Here is a 17,046-nt window from a genome sequence, read left to right as displayed (position 1 = left end):
CTTTCTATTCGTCTTGGGAATGCCGTGGAGATAAGACCGGTCGATGCCAGCCCAGAGCATATGGACACTTCTCAGTTGGGGACCCGAAGGCTGGCTTGACGATATTGCCTATGGCGCACTGATCACCATTGCGCTTGCGCTTGCCACGCTGCCCATCGGATTGACGATCGGCTTTTTCATTGCACTCGCCAAGCAGTCCGAAGAACCCTCGTTGCGCCTTGCCGCCAACATCTACACCACCGTCTTTCGCGGCCTGCCGGAGTTGGTGACGCTTTTCCTGTTCTTCTTCGGCATGCCGATCCTGCTGCAGCATCTCGTCAGGTATTTCCGGCCGGACACCACCATCGACGTCAACAGCTTCGTCGCCGGCATGATCGTGCTTGCGCTGATCTTCTCGTCCTATGCCAGCGAGGTTTTTCTTTCCGCCTTCCGCGCCATTCCCAAAGGCCAGTATGAGGGCGGCTATGCCATCGGTCTTTCGAACTGGCTGACCATGCGCAAGGTGATCGTGCCGCAGCTGTTGCGCATCGCGTTCCCCGGACTGGAAAACTGCTGGCTCAGCCTGCTCAAGGACACGTCCCTGGTATCGGTCGTCGGCCTGGCCGAAACGCTGCGCAATGCCAGCATTGCCGCCCGCGTCACCAAGCACGCTTTCCTGTTCTTCGGCGTCGCCTCGCTGGTGTTTCTTGGCCTGGCCGTCCTGTCGTCCTTCGCCACCAGCGCGATCCTGCGCTCGCTTGGCCGGCGGGAGGCGCAGCGATGAGCGCCACGGCCACCATCGTCGAACGGCCCCCGCCCCGGGCGCGCGGCTGGCCGCGCAGGCGTATTGCCGGTTATGCGCTGGTCTGCCTGTGGATTTTGTTCGGCATTGGCATCGTCAGCTATCTCTTCCTTGCCTGGAACCCTGAGTTCTTCGCCAAATATGCGCCGGCTTATTTGAGCGGGCTTGGGGTTACGCTCGCGCTGGTTTCCATATCGATGGTGCTCGGCGCGATCCTGTCGGTGCCCGTCGCTTACGGGCGCATGTCCAAGAACCGGATCCTGTCCGGCCTCGCCTATTGCTACGTCTATTTCTTCCGCGGCACGCCGCTGCTGGTCCAGACTTATCTCGTCTATTACGGATTGGGCTCGTTCAGGGTCGAGCTCCAGTCGATCGGCCTCTGGGACTTTTTCAAGGACGCGTTCAATTGCGGCGTCTTTGCCTTTGCGCTCAACACCGCCGCCTATCAGGCCGAGATTCTGCGCGGCGCCATCGAGAGCGTGCCAAGAGGGCAATGGGAAGGGGCGGCATCGCTTGGCCTGCACAAGTTGCAGACCTTGCGCAAGATCATCCTGCCGCAAGCCTTGATCGTCGCCTTGCGGCCCTATGGCAACGAACTGATCCTGATGGTCAAGGCGTCCGCCATTGTCGCCATCATCACGGTCTATGACCTGATGGGCAATGCAAAGCTCGCCTTCGCCAACTCGTTCGACATCCAGGCCTATATCTGGGTCGCCCTCGTCTATCTGGTGATGGTCGAGATATTGCGCCATGGCGTCGAATGGATCGAGCGCCGGATCACCGTCCACCTGAAACGCTGACAATTTTCAATTCAGCTGCACCAGTCGATCCTGCCCCACGCATCTTGACGAATTGCGCGCAGAGCCTAGACGTCTCGCAGCAAATTCCGTTTCCATTCTGAAGGGCAGGCTCATGGCATCTGTTGCATTTCTCGGTCTTGGCGTGATGGGCTATCCGATGGCCGGGCACTTGAAGAACAAGGGCGGCCACGACGTCACCGTTTACAACCGCACCAAACCCAAGGCCGAGCAATGGGTTGGCCAGCATGGCGGCAGCCTTGCGGCGACGCCGGCGCAGGCCGCCGAGGGCAAGGATTTTGTCTTCTCCTGTGTCGGCAATGACGACGATCTGCGTTCGGTGACGGCGGGTCCGGAAGGCGCCTTCAAATCGATGAAGAAGGGTTCGGTCTTCATCGACAACACCACGGCCTCGGCCGAGGTCGCTCGCGAGCTGGCGGCGGCGGCGGAAGCCGGCGGGTTTTCGTTTCTCGATGCGCCAGTCTCGGGCGGCCAGGCCGGCGCCGAGAATGGCGTGCTGACCGTCATGGTCGGCGGCGAGCAGGACGCTTTCGACAGAGCGAAGCCTGTTATCGACGCTTTTGCCCGCATGGTCGGCCTGATGGGGTCGGCCGGTGCCGGGCAGCTCACCAAGATGATCAACCAGATCACCATCGCCGGCCTCGTGCAGGGGTTGGCTGAAGGCATCCATTTCGGCAAGAAGGCCGGGCTCGACATCGAGAAGGTGATCGAGGTGATTTCCAAGGGTGCCGCCGGCTCCTGGCAGATGGAGAACCGCCATAAGACGATGAATGCCGGCAAATATGATTTCGGCTTCGCCGTCGACTGGATGCGCAAGGATCTCGGCATCTGTCTGGCCGAGGCCGACCGCAATGGCGCCAGACTGCCGGTGACAGCACTTGTCGACCAGTTCTACAAGGATGTGCAGGCGATGGGCGGCAAGCGCTGGGACACGTCCTCGCTGCTGGCGCGTCTCGAAAAATAGGTTTCAGCGGTGGCAGCGCTCTCGCCTCAATCCAGTGCCGGAGAAATTGTCGCCCATCTTCGCGCTATCGGATCGGAGGAGAACCGCCTCGGCATGTTGCGCTACGGCATCAAGATCGACCGTGCGCTTGGTATCTCGCACGGCATGCAGCGGCAGATCGCCAGGAAGATCAAACGCAACCACGAGCGCGCCTTCGAGCTATGGGACACCGGCATCATGGAGGCGCAGTTCATCGCCTCCGTCACGGCTGACCCGAAACGGTTTTCTGCTGAAGATGCAAGACGATGGGCGGCCAGCTTCGACTCCTGGGACATCGTCGACGGCGTCTCCGACCTCTTTGTCGACACGGACGCCTGGAAAGAACTGATCGCCGAGTTCGCGGCGGACGAGCGGGAATTCGTTCGGCGCACGGCCTTTGCCATGATGGCCTGGTCTGTCGTCCACCGGAAGGAGGAGCCGGAGATGACCTTCCTCGCCTTCCTGCCGATCATCGAAACGCATGCCAACGACAGCCGCAATTTCGTGAAGAAAGCCGTGAACTGGGCGCTTCGGTCGATCGGCAAACGATCAATGGACATGCACGGCGCTGCCCTGGCTGTCGCCGAACGATTGGCGCAGTCGGCAGACAAGACGGCGCGCTGGATCGGCAAGGACGCCGTAAGGGAGCTGTCCAATGCCAAGACGCTCGCGCGGATCGTCGCCAGGAAAGGCTGACGGCGCGGAAATCCGCTTTCCGGCATGTCTGGATCTCGCCGACATGTGAAGTGGCTGCCGGCATGTGATGCGGCTGCCGACATGTGATGCGGCGGGAGCGTTGACGTCGTTGACAGCGGCGTCTTTACTTGAGCTTCAAAGGGACGCGGCCAATGAGCAATCCTCCCAAATCAATCCTGGCCTTCGCAGCGGCATTGTTTGTGTCCGCGGCCACCGATGCCTCGGCCGAGACCGCGCACATATTCTGGAAGGATCTGCGTCCGGCTACGCAATCCGCCGCCGAAAACGTCGGGCTGCCGATGATCGCGGCAAAATTGCCCGACCATGGCGAGACGCTGTCCCTCAACCTGCAGGACAAAAGCATTCAGCTAGCCGGCTACGCATTGCCGGTCGATCGCGACGGCGATCTTGTCTATCAGTTCCTGCTGGTGCCGTGGACGGGTGCGTGCAGCCACATGCCAACGCCGCCCCCCAACCAGATCGTGCTGGTCACGCCGGCACGTCCCTACAAAATGTCCGAGGCCTATCAGCCGGTCGCGGTCACCGGCGCGCTGAAGCCGGACATGGAGAAGAGCCAGCTGTTCATCCTCGACGGCGTCAGCGTCATCCAGTCTGGCTACAGCGTCCGCAAGGCAGACGTGGTCGCCGTCGGCAGCGTACCGGACACCGTCACCCTGCCGGTCAATTCGCCCTGGAGTTTCCTCAACAAAAAGAAGAACTAAGCAGGACAACCTGCTGCAGCTCAGGCGGCGTTGGCACCCGATTCCTTGTCCAGCACCATGTAGTCGAGCGGGATTTCGGTCGTGTACTTGATCTGCTCCATGGCGAAGGACGACGACACGTCACGGATTTCGATCTTGGCGATCAGCCGCTTGTAGAAGGCGTCATAGGCGGCGATGTCTGGAACCACGACCCGCAGCAGATAATCGACGTCACCGCTCATGCGGTAGAACTCGACCACCTCGGGAAACTCCTGGATGACTTCCGAGAAACGCCGCAGCCATTCATGGCTGTGCGAATTGGTGCGGATCGACACGAAGACGGTGACGCGCACATTGACCTTTTCATGGTCGAGAATGGCAACGCGCCGCTTGATGACGCCTTCCTCCTCGAGCTTCTGGATGCGCCGCCAGCAAGGTGTTGTCGACAGCCCGACTTTCTTGGCGACGTCGGCGACCGCGAGTGTCGCGTCCTCCTGCAAAAGGCGGAGAATTTTTCTATCGAGGCGGTCCATATTTTGCTCCCCAGGGGAATAGATTGGCTATACTCCCCCTTATTCCGACCTTTCACAAGAAAGAAATTCTGCCAATTGACGGAAAAGCGAGTGATTTCTTGCTGTAAGGTCAGCCGAGGCGATATCGGATTTCCGAACGCAGAAAAGGCAGCAAATCCATTTCAAACCATGGATTCTTCTTCAGCCAGCCGGTGTTGCGCCACGAGGGATGCGGCAGCGGCAGCACTTTCGGACCGACGGAATTCTCCCAGATGGAGCGCCAATCCATGACCGTTTCGGTCAGGGAGGGCCGGCGCGCCGCACCCATGTGCCAGGACTGCGCATAGATGCCGATCGTCAGCACCAGATCGATCCGTGGCATCGAGGCCATCAAAGGTGCGCGCCAGGCCGCCGCGCATTCGCGCCTCGGCGGCAGATCTCCCCCCTTGGCATCCTGGCCGGGAAAGCAGAAGCCCATCGGGACGATGGCGAATTTTTCGATATCGTAGAATTCGTCGCTCGTCACGCCAAGCCAACTGCGCAAGCGATCGCCGGAGGCGTCGGTGAACGGCATGCCCGACAGATGCACCTTGGTGCCGGGCGCCTGGCTGGCGATCAGGATACGAGCGCTGGACGATGGGCGCAGCACTGGTCGTGGCTCATGCGGCAACGGCTTGCCGGCCGGATCTTCCACGCAGATACGGCAGGCGCGGACCCTGGCGACGAGGTTTTCGAGTTCGACAGTCATTCTCAGGCTGATGCACTCGCTCGGCTGGAGACGGCCTGATGCCAGCGCAACACATTCGCGCAGTCATCGGGCACCTTGATGCGTGCCGGCTTCATGAAGTCGACAGCGATCAGGCCGGTGATGTCGGCGATCGAATAGCTGTCGCCGGCGATGAACTCCCGGCTGCCCAGTTCTCCATCCAGCAACCTGAGGAACGCCACGGCCTTCGGCTTGTTGGCCTCGCCCCATTCGGAGACTTGCGGGATTTCCCATTCCTTCATGGCCGGATGGGTGTGCCGGAAGGCCTGCGTGACGCAACTGAGCAAATTGAATTCCATCCGCCTCTGCCACATCTCGACCTGCGCCTTGCCGAGTGCGCCACGCCCGAACAGGGCCGGTTCGGGATGCAGTTCCTCGAAATAGCGGCAGATGGCGACGGATTCGGTGATCACGGTGCCGTCGTCGAGTTCCAGCACCGGCAGGCGCTGCAAGGGATTGCGCGAGCTGACCGCCTGTTGCCTGTGTTCGAGCGCCCCCATGTCGATGGGCACCTGCGGAACCTCGATGCCTTTCTCGGCCAGGAAAACGCGGACCCGCCGTGGATTGGGCGCCCGGCCCCCGTCGAAGAGTTTCATTCCATCCTCCTGTTCGTTCTCGGTTCCAGTTCCAGGACGCGCATCACCAGAAGCGAAAAATCTCGCGCACGGCATCGCCGATCGAGGCCAGTGTGCCGTGCTTCTTCTCGACGACTTCCCCGTGATGGCTGTCTCGCCAGTTCTGCGGCTGGTCGAACGTTCCCGCCCAGATGCCGGCCTTTCCCGCCCGGGCGACGGCCTCCTCGCTCTCGAAGTCGCCATAGGCAACCGCCCAGCCGGCCTCGACCTGCGCGCGGTTGAGATTCTTGCCGCCGGCGGTGCAGTCGCCGAGCAGCCGGCCATAACGATCACGCTGCCAGCCGGTACAAGAGACGGGCTTGCCGGCGATCAGGCGAACGAGCGACTGACGCGCAAGCGTGCCGCAGGAATAGTCCGCGCCGTTCTTGCGGCAGGTCTGCGTATATTCCGGAGCATCGATGCCGCGCATGCGGATACGCTCGGTGCCAAGCGTGATCGAATCGCCGTCGTTGATGATTGCCACGCCTTGCGTCTTGCGTGTCTCCACCCGGTCGAGGCGGGCCGCCAGCAGGATCAGCAGTCCGAGGATGATGACGGCAAGCCCGTAATCCACCAGCCGGCGCCACAGGCTTCTGGGGCGCGCAACGTATCGCCGGCGCGGTCTTGGCGACCATGAGCGGCTCATATGGCAAACGGTTGGTTAATCATTCGAACGTAGCTTAACACTTGGAAACCGCTGCTCGCATAAATTGAAGTTTTGATGCCCTTGCAACGCTCGAACACAGCGGACAAGTTCATTGTGGACCGCAGGAAACCTCATCGCAACAGCGATGTGGCGCGCGCGGTGCGCAAGACGCGTGACCGTCTTTCGCAGCAGGCCGGCAATCCCGATTTCGATCGCGAACTGTTGAAGCTGCATGCCCGCGCGATGACCAGCGGCGCCATCGCCATCCCGCTTCTTGTTCTGGCGATCGCGGCGGCCGGCCGGATGGCCGGAATCGGCAACGAGATCGGGCTCTGGGCGCTGTTCACCCTGACCTGCTACACCATCGTTGCCTTCATGGCGCGGCGCATCGAGCGCACGGAAGCTTCCGAGCTCAACCCTTCGCAAGCACGACGGGAATTCCTGATCGGCCATTTCCTGTGCGGTCTCGGCTGGGCATGGTTTGTGTGGCTTGGCTGCAGCGTCTGCGAGGTCGATCCGTTCCACATCGTCAAGGCCGTGGTGCTGTTGTTCGCCATGGCGGCGACCGCGGTGATGACCTCGTCTCTGCGCGGGGCGCTGTTGGCCACCTTTGCCGTTCCCGTGGCGCTCTACGCTTATGCCGGCGCCAAGCTATGGATGCCGGTCGAGGCGATCATGGCCGCGCTGCTGGTCATGTCGCTGCCGTTCTTCGCCTATGTGGCCCGGCATCTCAACCATTCGTCCCTGATGATGTTGTCGTTCCGCTCCGAAAAGGATGCGCTGATCGCCGAACTGGAGACGGCGAAATCGATGTCGGACGAGGCGCGGCGGCGGGCCGAGGACGCCAATCTGGCGAAATCGCGGTTCCTCGCTTCGATGAGCCACGAATTGCGCACGCCGCTCAACGCCATTCTCGGTTTTTCCGAGGTGATGTCGAACGAGGTGCTGGGGCCGATGAGCAATCCCACCTATCGCGACTACGCCCATGACGTGCACGAATCCGGCCAGCATCTGCTCGATCTGATCAACGAGATCCTCGACCTGTCGCGCATCGAGGCCGGCCGCTACCAGCTCAACGAAGAACCGGTGATGCTGCTTGGTATCGTCGAGGACTGCTGTCACATGATGGAGTTGAGGGCGCGCAACAAGGATATCCGGGTCGTCCAGGATTTCGAGCACGAACTGCCGCGCCTTTTCGCTGATGAGCGTGCGGTGCGACAGATCACGCTCAACCTTCTGTCGAATGCCATCAAGTTCACCGCCACCGGCGGTGAAATCCGTGTCCGCGTTGGTTGGACGGCGGGCGGCGGACAATACATTTCGATCAAGGACAACGGTCCGGGCATACCGGAAGACGAGATCCCGATCGTGCTTTCCGCCTTCGGCCAGGGCTCGATCGCGATCAAGAGCGCCGAGCAAGGCACCGGGCTTGGCCTGCCGATCGTGCAAGGGCTGCTCGCCATGCATGGCGGCGAGTTCGAGCTTCATTCCAAGCTGCGCGAAGGCACCGAGGCGATCGCCATCTTCCCACTGAGCCGGGTGATGGAGGAACTGCCAGCACTGCCGACCGCGGCGGTGGCGGCTCGACGACGCTAATCCGGCAAGACTCTAGCCGCGTACCGCAGCTGCCATGCCCGAACTGGTCAGCGCGGCGGCCTTGACCAGACCCGCGGCAAGGGCGGCCCCTGCCCCTTCGCCATGGCTGATGCCCAGATCAAGCAACGGGCGCAGGCCGAGCCTTTGGGCGGCGCGTGCATGCGCGGTCTCTGGCGACAGGCTGGCCAGAAGGCAATGATCGAGCGCGGCGGGATTGACGCCATGCAGTACCGCTGCGGCTGCCGTGGCGGCCAATCCGTCAAGCAGCAGCGGGATCTTCTGCATGCGCGCGGCAAGGATGGCGCCGGCGATCGCCGCGAATTCACGGCCGCCGACCCGGCGCAGCGCCTCGAGCGGGTCGCCGAGATGGCCGCCATGAAAAGCCAGCGCCGCATCGACCACGTCGGCCTTGCGTGCCTGCATCGCCGCATCGGCGCCCGACCCCGCGCCGACCCAGTCGAAGCCCCTGCCCCCGAACAGCGCCGTAAACAGGGCGGCAGCGACGGTGGAGTTGCCGACGCCGAGATCGCCCAGGCACAAAAGATCGGTCCCGCCGGCGATCGCTTCCATGCCGAAGGCCATGGTGGCGGCACAGCCGCGCTCGTCGAGCGCGGCATCCTCGGTGATGTCGGCGGTCGGGATGTGCAGGGCGAGATCGAAGACCTTCAGTCCGAGGTCGTTGGCGATGCAGATCTGGTTGATCGCGGCACCTCCGGCGGCGCAAAGCTCGACCGCATTGGCGGTCGCCGCCACCGGCCGTGGCGAAATGCCGTGGCGCGTGACGCCGTGATTGCCGGCAAAGACCGCCATCAGCGGTCTTGTCACCGCGGGCGGGGCCCGCCCGCTCCAGGCTGCCAGCCAGGCGGCGATGTCCTCGATACGGCCAAGCGAATTGCCTGGTTTGTCGGCCTTGGCAAACAGCATGCGCACGCGGGTCTCGGCTGCCGTGTCGGCCGCCGGCAGATTGGCCAACAGGTTGCGAAAATCGTCGAAGGGCAGTGCGCTGGTCATCTTGTTGTCGATCATTCCCTGGAGTTGGTGAGCGGCATAGCCGCCTTGCGAGGTTGGCACAACCTCTGGGATGATGGGCCTGCATTTGACGCAAAGCCGGCCCCGAAGGGCGCAATCGCGAGGGCTTGCATTGGCTTTGCCGTTGCACCATGTGGAGGTGGAACAAGGGATTCCGGATGGAAGCCCAAGAGAAAGTCATGACGGCCATCGAATCCCCGTGCATCCTGGTCTGTTCGATCGACATGAAAACCGGCTTCTGTTTCGGCTGCGGCCGCACGCGCGAGGAGATCGGCGCCTGGATCGGGATGACGACGGAAACGCGCCGCAGCGTCATGGCGCAATTGCCGGCCCGGCTGGAAACGGTCGAGCGCCGGCCGCGCCGGGAAACGCGCCGCACCCGCATGGCGCGCGAACGCGACGCGCTATCGTGAGGTGCGGATGAGCCGGTTGTTCTGGATCTTGATGGCCGCGATCGGGGTGGGAGCAGTCCTGCTCATGCTCAACGATTCCGCCGGCAGCACGCTCGGCGTCGAGAACAACGATTTCAGCCGACTGATCTGGCTCGGCGCCTTTGGCGCCCTTGTCGGCGCCGGCCTGCTTCGCTCGGGCCGGCCCCTGGGCGCCATGGCCCGCAACCTCGGCGCCTGGGCGGCGATCGCACTCGCGCTGATCGCTGGCTACCAGTATCGCTATGAGTTGCAGGATGTCGCCAGCCGGGTGACCGCGGGCCTTGTTCCCGGCAGCCCGCTTGCACTTGGCGTCGAGGACGGCCACGCCACGGTGACGCTCGACAAGGCCGACAACGGCCATTTCGAAGCGCGCATCCTGATCAATGGCAACCCGGTCCGGGCCGTGGTGGATACGGGTGCAACCAGCACCGTGCTGACGTCGCAGGATGCGCAGGCCGCCGGTTTCAATCCGGCCGCGCTCAACTACACCATACCGGTTTCGACCGCCAACGGCATGGCACGCGCCGCGGCCGTGAAAACCGATCAGATTGCGATCGGCGGCATCATGCGCAGGGATATGTCGGTGATGATCGCGGCACCCGGCATGCTCAGCCAGAGCCTGCTCGGCATGAACTTCATCGGTTCATTGTCGGGTTTTGACGTGCGCGGCGACCGCATGATCCTCAGGGATTGATCCCCGAAGCTCAAGCCGCTTCGGCTGCTGCTCCACCGAACTCGACGGCCGCGAAAGCCGTCTTCAGAACGTTGGGGCCGGCGCCGGGTTTTGTCGCGTCTGTGGACAGGATCTGCCGGTAGCGGCGCGCGCCGGGCAGGCCATGGAACAGTCCGACCATATGGCGGGTGACATGGCCAAGCCGGCCACCCTGCTCGATATGGCGTGCCGCATAGTCCGCCATCGTATCGATCAGCGCGGCGAAATCGAACGGCTCGGGCTGGACGCCGTAGAAAGCGGCATCGAGGCCGGCCAGAATGCCGGGCGTGTGGTAGGCGGCGCGGCCAAGCATGGCGCCATCGACATGGTCGAGATGCGCCAACGCCTCGTCGATCGTCTGAATTCCGCCATTGATGCCAATGAATTCGTTGTGTTTTCTGGCCTTCAGCCGATAGACCCTGCTGTAATCGAGCGGCGGGATGTCACGGTTTTCCTTGGGGCTCAATCCTTCCAGCCACGCCTTGCGTGCATGCACCCACAACGCGTCGGCGCCGGCATCGAAAACACCATCCGCCAGCGCATCCAGGGCCGGCTCCGGATCCTGCTCGTCGACGCCGATGCGGCATTTGACGGTCACGGGGATCTTCACCGCCGCTTTCATCGCCGCAACGCAGCCGGCGACGAGGTCCGGCACCTTCATCAGGCAGGCGCCGAACGTGCCCGACTGAACGCGGTCTGACGGACAGCCGACATTGAGGTTGATCTCGTCATAGCCAAAAGCCTCGCCGATGCGCGCCGCCTCGGCGAGCTTTTCACGATCAGAGCCGCCGAGCTGCAGCGCGACCGGATGTTCCATTGCATCGAAGCCGAGCAGCGGCTCGCGTGCGCCATGGATGACCGCGTCGGCCACCACCATCTCGGTGTATAGCAGCGCATGGCTCGTCAACTGGCGGTGGAAAAACCGGCAATGCCGGTCCGTCCAGTCCATCATAGGCGCAATCGCCACGACTGGAACCTTCGAAATTCGGGCTTTTCCATAGAGGCTAACGGGCTGTAGGTCGCTCATATGTTGTAACTCGTTGCACGATGTTGTTGCGTTTTGCAGCGCATTGTTGTAGCCAGTACAACATTGTTGTAGCGGCAAGGGGCAATGTTGTAGCGATGGGCACGATAGTTACCAGAACGCGCAGCGACGGGAAACCGTCCTATCTCTGCCAGATCGCAAGGAAGAGCGACGGCAAGACCATACGGGAAAACCGTACGTTCCGAGATCACAAAGCGGCCAAGGCTTGGTTGAGGCAACGCGAAGCCGAGCTTGATAATCCGAAGGCGTTCAAGGCTGCAACGCAAGAGGTCAGAACGCTAGGCGACGCCATCGGCCGATATCTGGAGGAATATGGGGGCGAGATCGGCAAGACCAAGTCGGCCTGCCTCGCCGCGATCCAGCGCCATTCGATCGCAGCCATGGCCTGCGGCGACATTGGCAGCGAGGACATTGTAGCCTTTGCCCGGACCATCGATAGCGTGACAGGCCTCGCCAATCCCGGCCCGTCTACGATCAACAACTACCTTTCGCATTTGGCCAGCATCTTCGCCATTGCCAAGAAAGCTTGGGGATATCCCCTCGACCCGGAAGCGATGACCGACGCGACATTTGTGCTTCGGAAGCAAAGGGCCATCGCGAAATCAAACAAGCGTGAAAGGCGCCCTACCCTCGATGAACTGGACAGGCTTCTAGATTTCTTTCAAGAGCGTTCCGAGCGTGCGCCACATTCCGGGCCGATGGTCGAGATCGTGCTGTTTGCCACGTTCTCGACTCGCCGCATGGAGGAGATCACCCGCATCCGTTGGGCTGACTTCGAAAAGGCTTCCGGCAATCACGGGGCTCGCGTGCTTGTCCGCGACATGAAGAACCCAGGCGCGAAGCGGGGGAATGATGTCTGGTGCGAACTGCCGCCAGAAGCAGCGGCGGTTATCGAGACAATGCGATCTAAGACTTCCGGCGGCGAATGCATATTCCCCTATACGACAGATGCCATAGGCGCGGCCTTTACGCGGGGCTGCAAGCTGCTTGGCATCGAAGACCTACATTTCCACGATCTACGCCACGAAGGCGTTTCTCGGCTGTTTGAGGCCGGCTGGAACATCCCGCATGTGGCGCTGGTCTCCGGTCATCGCTCCTGGGCCTCGTTGCAGCGGTACGCGCAGCTACGGCAGCGAGACGACAAGTTTGCCGGCTGGAAGCGGAGGCCGCTATGACCGATGACCCTTTGGTGAAATTGCACGAAGCGCTTGAAACCGTCCGAAAGTGTTTTGATGAGGGCACGGACGACTGGCAGTACCGGGCGATCAATACATTCCGACACTATTTACAGGCGATCGGATTCGAGCGCCGCCTCATTGACCCCATCGAAGCGCTAAAGCTTTCAACTGGCGATGCCGTGCTACTTGCTCGACGGCGCACAGATGAGAAGAAGGGTACGCCAAAACCCACCGCAGAGAGAGTGGTTATCGCCTATGCGGCGGCGGCGGTCACTACATTGAAGATCAGGCACGGCATGAAATTGCCCCAGGCGCTCGAAGCAGTTGCAAAGCGCTCCGGCTTGGACAAGGGCACGGTCGGCAGGTTCCGGGACAACCTGAGCCGTGGCGGCGATCGAGTGCCTTCTGGTGCGAAGGAGATCTACGATACCGTCATGGCCGAGATGCGCGACCTCGAATACAGCGCCCAAGAAATTCTCACGGCAGTCTCCGGTTTTAGCAAATTTGTGGGTTAGGCCGGTTTAGCCTCACAAGTCACACGATGCATTCCCTAGCAACCGACCGCAATAAAGCGGCGGTCATTTGCAAAGGGAAACATGCCCATGACCCTGCTGAACTCAGAGCAGACCGCTTCGCGGATCGGCAAATCAAAATCTTGGCTCGACCATTCAAGACAGACTGGCACCGGCCCGAAATATTTGAAGATCGGCGCCAACGTTCGCTACCGGCTGGAAGATGTCGATAGCTGGCTTGAACAGCAAGCTCGCTCCCGTATCTGGCAGTTCGATGGGGAGGCCGCATAAATGACCAGCCTTCAAACCGACGATCACGCCGCCTGCTGCGATTCCTCGAAAGTCGAGATCGGCTTGCGGTTCATCCAAGACACACCGCGCCATCTTCGCGGCCCGGCGATCCCCGCCTTGAGAGGTCTCGGACTGACCGCCCGGGAAGCCTGTGAGGCTGTCCGCCAACACAATCTGGCGATGGCGAGGGCCGGATAATGGATCAGAAAAGCGAAAAGCCGGCGGCGTGTGCAACCACGCTCACCGGCTTCGAAACGTCGTCAACCTACGCCTCAAACAGTGCCACATCGGCTCGCAAACGGCAAGCGAAAGACACTGCCCAAGCGCGGTGGAACCATGCTCATCCGCTGGAGCGTTGGGCGCATGCAGCGCTCGAATCCGCCATCCGCCGGGGATTGGTGGAGCGCAAAACTTGCCGTGTCTGTGGCGCCGATAAAGCGGACGGGCATCACAGATCTTACGATCGACCCCTCGATGTCGATTGGCTTTGCCGACTTCACCACCGCCGGGAGCACAAGCGCCTGAAATGCGAGGCCGCCGAATGAGCGCGCGCGAGTGGTCCAAGCTATCGCCCGACGTATGGCGCTCACCGCGCTTCCTGTCGCTTGGCGATGTCGGCGCTGCCTTGTTGTGGCACTACTACGCCGCCGGCCCGCATGCGAACAGTTCCGGGTGCTCTTGCATCCCGGATGGCTACATACTGGCTGATTTCTCGTCCTTCGGGTGGACCGACCAGCATCTTACGGAAGCCCGCAGACTGCTGATCGAGGCGGAACTGATCAGCCATGACCCGAAGACGACCGAGGTGTTCGTCGACCGCTGGTTTATCCACAACCCGCCGACGAATCCATCGCACGCAAAAGGTGCCATCAAGCTGATTGGCAAGATCGCCAGCGACATGTTGCGCGAGAAGGCCGAGGCCGAGTTTTCCGAGACTGACTTCGGAAGCAAACTCAACCAGCTCGTCGCGGCGGCCAATGACCCTCACTCTTCGGGAGATCGCCTCACCAACACGCCATTCATGTCAGGAAAAGGCAGGGGGCGCCTATGACACCCTGTCAAGAGCCTGTCGAGAGCCTGTCGAGACACAAGACTAGACCTGAGACAAGACGTGAGACGGTGACAAGAGAACACCGAGAGAAGAGAAAAAAAGAAAAAGACTTAAGACCTCCGAACTCGCAAACGTCGTGCAGGCCGACAGGTTTCAAGGGGCTTTGGAGGGAAGAGGCTCCAAGATCGACCGGCTTCTGCTGCCAGCAATGCGGCGCCAGCCTCACCGGTAAGAGATCCGATTCAAAATTCTGCGGCGTGAATTGCCGGAACACGCACTTCAAGCGGCGTGTCGGTCGTACCGAAACAATCGCCGCCGTGGTCGTCATCGACAAGGCGACCAGGGAAGTTCTGATCGAAGCCGGCGACCTCAACATGCAAGATGAGCATAGCCCCGCGAAAGTTCGGGAAGCGTTCGAACGCGCATGGCAGTCGTTCCTGGATCAATACGCGTAACCAAAGGCGGCGGTTACGCTTGTTGGCACGGTGGTAGAATCGTCGCGTGATTTGAAATCTCTCTATCGTCGGAGCGCTGAATGCTTGCCCGCCTGAAATCTTCGCCTACCCCAGACTTCGATAAATTGCTCGTCGTGCCTCAAAGGCCGCCCTCGATCGGTGAGGCAGAGCAAGCCTTGCAGGAGGCCGCATCGGCCCGCCAGGCAGGGCAGCGCCGCCACGTAGAGGCAGGCCAGCGTCTTGCCTCCCAGCGCCTTGGCGAACCTCCCAAGATCACCCAGCACGACGTTGATGCGATCGGCGCAGAGCTGGAGCCGCTATTCACTGCCGAGGCGGAAGCCAAGTCATACCGCGACCAGGCTGTCGCAGCATACGAGGCGACGTTGGCGCCAGCATTGGCCGAACCACTTCGCCAATACCGCGACGCCATCGCCGCAGCGCTCGACAACCTCGACGCGCTCTTCGCCGAAGGGCTGAGGTTCAAGGCAAAAGCCACCACTGCGGGCGTCGACCTGAAACGGATCAGCCATTTGCCAGGGTGCATTCCTCCCCTGATGCAGCACCTGGAAATGCTGCGCAAAGTCTTCAACCATGCGAACCGGACCTGAGATATGAGCCCCGAAATCCTCGATCGGCTCGCCGCTCTTGAACAACAGGTCGGTGAATTTCTGCCGGCGGCACTTGAGCGCCGCAGCAACGCGTTTGAGCCGGGCGAATGGTTGATGGCTCCAGTCCGGGCCAAAGCCGAAATCGATCGCCTCCAGGCGAACATGTCAGTGATCGAGACGGCTGAAATTCGCGTCATCGGGGAAATAGACGATGCACTGGCGCTGAGTGCGCACGATCAGCTTGAGGCGGCCAGGCTCTCTCCGGGGATCGATGTTCTGATCGACACTGAGGGCGGCGACTTCGATGCTGCTGTCCGGATCTATCGCGCGATCCGCTGGCACCCAGGCACAAAGCGGGCGAAGCTCGGCAAGCGGTGCATGTCGGCCGGCGTGTTGATTTCGATGGCATGCGACCATCGCGTGGCGGCGGCGAGCACTGAATATCTGATGCACCTCACCGCCGACAGTCCTGACGGCCGAGACCGTTGGACGCTGCTCCGGCACCTCGCCGCAATGCGCGAGCTGCGGAAGCGGGATAGCCAGTACCTCAACCTCATTGCCGACCGCTCGGGCGCCGATCTGGCAGCCTTGGCTATCGAGGCCGAGAAAGACCAACAGCAGACGCTTCAATGGTGTCTGGAACATGGGCTCGTTCACGAGATCGAGGAGGCCAGCAAATGATGAAACGAGACCGCCAGGTGACACTCAGCGGAGGCCCGCCGTCGCCGAAGAAGGACGTTGCGGTTCCTCTCAACGAGACCGAAGCCGAGCGTAGGCGCCGCCGCAGCATGGAGCGATATCGCCATGAGCGCGAACTCGCCGCATGGAAGCGTTCGAAATGACCAAGCGACCCGTCATTGTCGACCAGCGCCAAGCCGACCTGAGAAGGATCGACGTCGAGATTGAACGCCTCGAAAGGCAGATCGCCGACAAGGAGGCCGCGCTGGATGCCGATGCCAGGAAGCATCTGGCCGAGATGGACCACAACCTACAGCAGCGCCTCGGTCAGCAGATCGTTGCGCTCCGCAGCCACGTCAAAACGTTGCACGACGATCGCTTCAGCGTCGAACTCGGCGACATCACGGAACCGGGGAACAAGCCAGCGGCTGTCGCGGCTGCGCCCGTCAAGCATCAAGCGTGGGACATTGACGAGAAGGTTCTAACGGCCGGACAGCCAGCCTATCCAGGTGTTGTCAGAGGCAGTGCCGATGACGACGGCAAGGTTTTCCCCGAGGCGTGGGTGAACATGAAAGCTTTTTGGGAGGCGTCCTGTATGGACCATTTCCGGAAGGCTGACATCCCCGCAGACTTTCCGGTAAACATGGACTTCGCCGCGTCCATGAATGGCGAAATCATGGCCACCCACATATGGCTCTCTGCCCGCTGCAAAGCTCTGGAAGCGCGGCTTGCCGAGATCGAGAGCCGCCCTCAGCTTGAATATCGCGGCGTCTGGAAATCAACCGACGCATATAAGCGCGGCGATCTGACCACCTACGACGGATCAATGTGGCATGCCCAAGTCGGATCTCAGGGCTTGGTGCCGGGACAGGGCGAAGGCTGGCGGCTCTGCGTCAAGAAAGGCAAGGACGCCAGGTCATGAGGACGTTCGCCAATGACAACAC

At 61.6% G+C, this 17,046-nt stretch carries 25 protein-coding genes; 19 read left to right on the top strand and 6 right to left on the bottom strand.

Annotation, left to right across the window (positions count from 1 at the left end):
* Positions 1-43 precede the first annotated feature (43 nt).
* The 5 genes from EOA13_RS31495 to EOA13_RS31475 all read left to right on the top strand — a co-directional run bounded on the left by EOA13_RS31495 (position 44) and on the right by EOA13_RS31475 (position 3,999).
* Entirely contained in the window at positions 44-763 is a 720-nt protein-coding gene (locus EOA13_RS31495) for an ABC transporter permease (protein ID WP_127297297.1), read from the top strand.
* Complete coding sequence (locus tag EOA13_RS31490) at positions 760-1,581, top strand: ABC transporter permease (RefSeq protein WP_127297296.1); 822 nt, start codon at positions 760-762, stop codon at positions 1,579-1,581. Before EOA13_RS31495 ends, EOA13_RS31490 begins: the two co-directional genes overlap by 4 nt.
* Positions 1,582-1,693: 112 nt before the next feature.
* Positions 1,694-2,563, top strand: coding sequence for an NAD(P)-dependent oxidoreductase (locus EOA13_RS31485; RefSeq protein ID WP_127297295.1), 870 nt, complete (start codon positions 1,694-1,696; stop codon positions 2,561-2,563).
* A gap of 9 nt (positions 2,564-2,572) precedes the next feature.
* Entirely contained in the window at positions 2,573-3,277 is a 705-nt protein-coding gene (locus tag EOA13_RS31480; RefSeq protein ID WP_127297294.1) for a DNA alkylation repair protein, read from the top strand.
* Between the two features lie 152 nt (positions 3,278-3,429).
* Positions 3,430-3,999, top strand: a complete 570-nt coding sequence (locus EOA13_RS31475) for a DUF3299 domain-containing protein (RefSeq protein ID WP_127297293.1) — start codon at positions 3,430-3,432, stop codon at positions 3,997-3,999.
* Positions 4,000-4,019: 20 nt separating this feature from the next.
* On the opposite strand, the gene EOA13_RS31470 is transcribed toward EOA13_RS31475, so the two are convergent.
* The 4 genes from EOA13_RS31470 to EOA13_RS31455 all read right to left on the bottom strand — a co-directional run bounded on the left by EOA13_RS31470 (position 4,020) and on the right by EOA13_RS31455 (position 6,516).
* Entirely contained in the window at positions 4,020-4,511 is a 492-nt protein-coding gene (locus tag EOA13_RS31470; RefSeq protein ID WP_006205209.1) for an Lrp/AsnC family transcriptional regulator, read from the bottom strand.
* 109 nt (positions 4,512-4,620) lie between these two features.
* Positions 4,621-5,301, bottom strand: coding sequence for a uracil-DNA glycosylase family protein (locus EOA13_RS31465; RefSeq protein ID WP_127297292.1), 681 nt, complete (start codon positions 5,299-5,301; stop codon positions 4,621-4,623).
* Positions 5,241-5,852, bottom strand: a complete 612-nt coding sequence (locus tag EOA13_RS31460; protein WP_127297291.1) for a glutathione S-transferase — start codon at positions 5,850-5,852, stop codon at positions 5,241-5,243. Before EOA13_RS31460 ends, EOA13_RS31465 begins: the two co-directional genes overlap by 61 nt.
* Positions 5,853-5,895: 43 nt before the next feature.
* Positions 5,896-6,516: a thermonuclease family protein gene (locus tag EOA13_RS31455; protein ID WP_127297290.1), complete on the bottom strand. Its 621-nt coding sequence runs from the start codon at positions 6,514-6,516 to the stop codon at positions 5,896-5,898.
* 75 nt (positions 6,517-6,591) lie between these two features.
* Here EOA13_RS31455 and EOA13_RS31450 point away from each other — a divergent pair, with 75 nt between their 5' ends.
* Positions 6,592-8,112, top strand: coding sequence for a HAMP domain-containing sensor histidine kinase (locus tag EOA13_RS31450; protein WP_127297289.1), 1,521 nt, complete (start codon positions 6,592-6,594; stop codon positions 8,110-8,112).
* 12 nt (positions 8,113-8,124) lie between these two features.
* Here EOA13_RS31450 and EOA13_RS31445 read toward each other — a convergent pair whose 3' ends face one another.
* Complete coding sequence (locus EOA13_RS31445; RefSeq protein WP_127297311.1) at positions 8,125-9,123, bottom strand: nicotinate-nucleotide--dimethylbenzimidazole phosphoribosyltransferase; 999 nt, start codon at positions 9,121-9,123, stop codon at positions 8,125-8,127.
* Positions 9,124-9,320: 197 nt separating this feature from the next.
* On the opposite strand from EOA13_RS31445, the gene EOA13_RS31440 reads away from it, so the two are divergent.
* Both EOA13_RS31440 and EOA13_RS31435 read left to right on the top strand, forming a co-directional pair.
* Entirely contained in the window at positions 9,321-9,554 is a 234-nt protein-coding gene (locus tag EOA13_RS31440) for a DUF1289 domain-containing protein (RefSeq protein ID WP_027036625.1), read from the top strand.
* A gap of 7 nt (positions 9,555-9,561) precedes the next feature.
* Positions 9,562-10,266, top strand: coding sequence for a TIGR02281 family clan AA aspartic protease (locus EOA13_RS31435; protein ID WP_127297287.1), 705 nt, complete (start codon positions 9,562-9,564; stop codon positions 10,264-10,266).
* A 10-nt stretch (positions 10,267-10,276) separates the two neighbouring features.
* Here the strand turns inward: EOA13_RS31435 and dusA are convergent, their stop codons facing one another.
* The gene (gene dusA, locus EOA13_RS31430) at positions 10,277-11,311 is read right to left on the bottom strand and encodes a tRNA dihydrouridine(20/20a) synthase DusA (protein WP_127297286.1); all 1,035 of its coding nucleotides are present in this window, start codon (positions 11,309-11,311) and stop codon (positions 10,277-10,279) included.
* 26 nt (positions 11,312-11,337) lie between these two features.
* Here dusA and EOA13_RS31425 point away from each other — a divergent pair, with 26 nt between their 5' ends.
* The 11 genes from EOA13_RS31425 to EOA13_RS31380 all read left to right on the top strand — a co-directional run bounded on the left by EOA13_RS31425 (position 11,338) and on the right by EOA13_RS31380 (position 17,024).
* Entirely contained in the window at positions 11,338-12,504 is a 1,167-nt protein-coding gene (locus tag EOA13_RS31425) for a tyrosine-type recombinase/integrase (RefSeq protein ID WP_348629772.1), read from the top strand.
* Complete coding sequence (locus EOA13_RS31420; RefSeq protein ID WP_127297285.1) at positions 12,501-13,022, top strand: hypothetical protein; 522 nt, start codon at positions 12,501-12,503, stop codon at positions 13,020-13,022. Before EOA13_RS31425 ends, EOA13_RS31420 begins: the two co-directional genes overlap by 4 nt.
* An 87-nt stretch (positions 13,023-13,109) precedes the next feature.
* Positions 13,110-13,310, top strand: coding sequence for a DNA-binding protein (locus EOA13_RS31415; RefSeq protein WP_206535336.1), 201 nt, complete (start codon positions 13,110-13,112; stop codon positions 13,308-13,310).
* Entirely contained in the window at positions 13,311-13,508 is a 198-nt protein-coding gene (locus EOA13_RS31410) for a hypothetical protein (RefSeq protein WP_127297283.1), read from the top strand.
* A complete protein-coding gene (locus tag EOA13_RS39605; RefSeq protein WP_348629771.1) occupies positions 13,508-13,855 on the top strand; it encodes a hypothetical protein in 348 nt (115 codons plus the stop codon). Before EOA13_RS31410 ends, EOA13_RS39605 begins: the two co-directional genes overlap by 1 nt.
* Complete coding sequence (locus EOA13_RS31400; RefSeq protein ID WP_127297282.1) at positions 13,852-14,361, top strand: hypothetical protein; 510 nt, start codon at positions 13,852-13,854, stop codon at positions 14,359-14,361. Before EOA13_RS39605 ends, EOA13_RS31400 begins: the two co-directional genes overlap by 4 nt.
* Positions 14,362-14,429: 68 nt before the next feature.
* Positions 14,430-14,816, top strand: coding sequence for a hypothetical protein (locus tag EOA13_RS31395; protein ID WP_127297281.1), 387 nt, complete (start codon positions 14,430-14,432; stop codon positions 14,814-14,816).
* Positions 14,817-14,896: 80 nt separating this feature from the next.
* Complete coding sequence (locus EOA13_RS31390) at positions 14,897-15,424, top strand: hypothetical protein (RefSeq protein WP_127297280.1); 528 nt, start codon at positions 14,897-14,899, stop codon at positions 15,422-15,424.
* 3 nt (positions 15,425-15,427) lie between these two features.
* Positions 15,428-16,105: an ATP-dependent Clp protease proteolytic subunit gene (locus EOA13_RS31385; RefSeq protein WP_127297279.1), complete on the top strand. Its 678-nt coding sequence runs from the start codon at positions 15,428-15,430 to the stop codon at positions 16,103-16,105.
* Positions 16,102-16,266: a hypothetical protein gene (locus EOA13_RS38095; protein WP_164780456.1), complete on the top strand. Its 165-nt coding sequence runs from the start codon at positions 16,102-16,104 to the stop codon at positions 16,264-16,266. The genes EOA13_RS31385 and EOA13_RS38095 overlap by 4 nt, the downstream gene beginning before the upstream one ends.
* Positions 16,248-17,024: a hypothetical protein gene (locus tag EOA13_RS31380; protein WP_127297278.1), complete on the top strand. Its 777-nt coding sequence runs from the start codon at positions 16,248-16,250 to the stop codon at positions 17,022-17,024. Before EOA13_RS38095 ends, EOA13_RS31380 begins: the two co-directional genes overlap by 19 nt.
* The last annotated feature ends 22 nt before the right edge of the window (positions 17,025-17,046 follow it).

The organism is Mesorhizobium sp. M7A.F.Ca.US.011.01.1.1 (genome assembly GCF_003998295.1).
In the GTDB taxonomy this organism is placed as follows: domain Bacteria; phylum Pseudomonadota; class Alphaproteobacteria; order Rhizobiales; family Rhizobiaceae; genus Mesorhizobium.
This window is presented reverse-complemented; position numbering and strand designations above follow the sequence as displayed.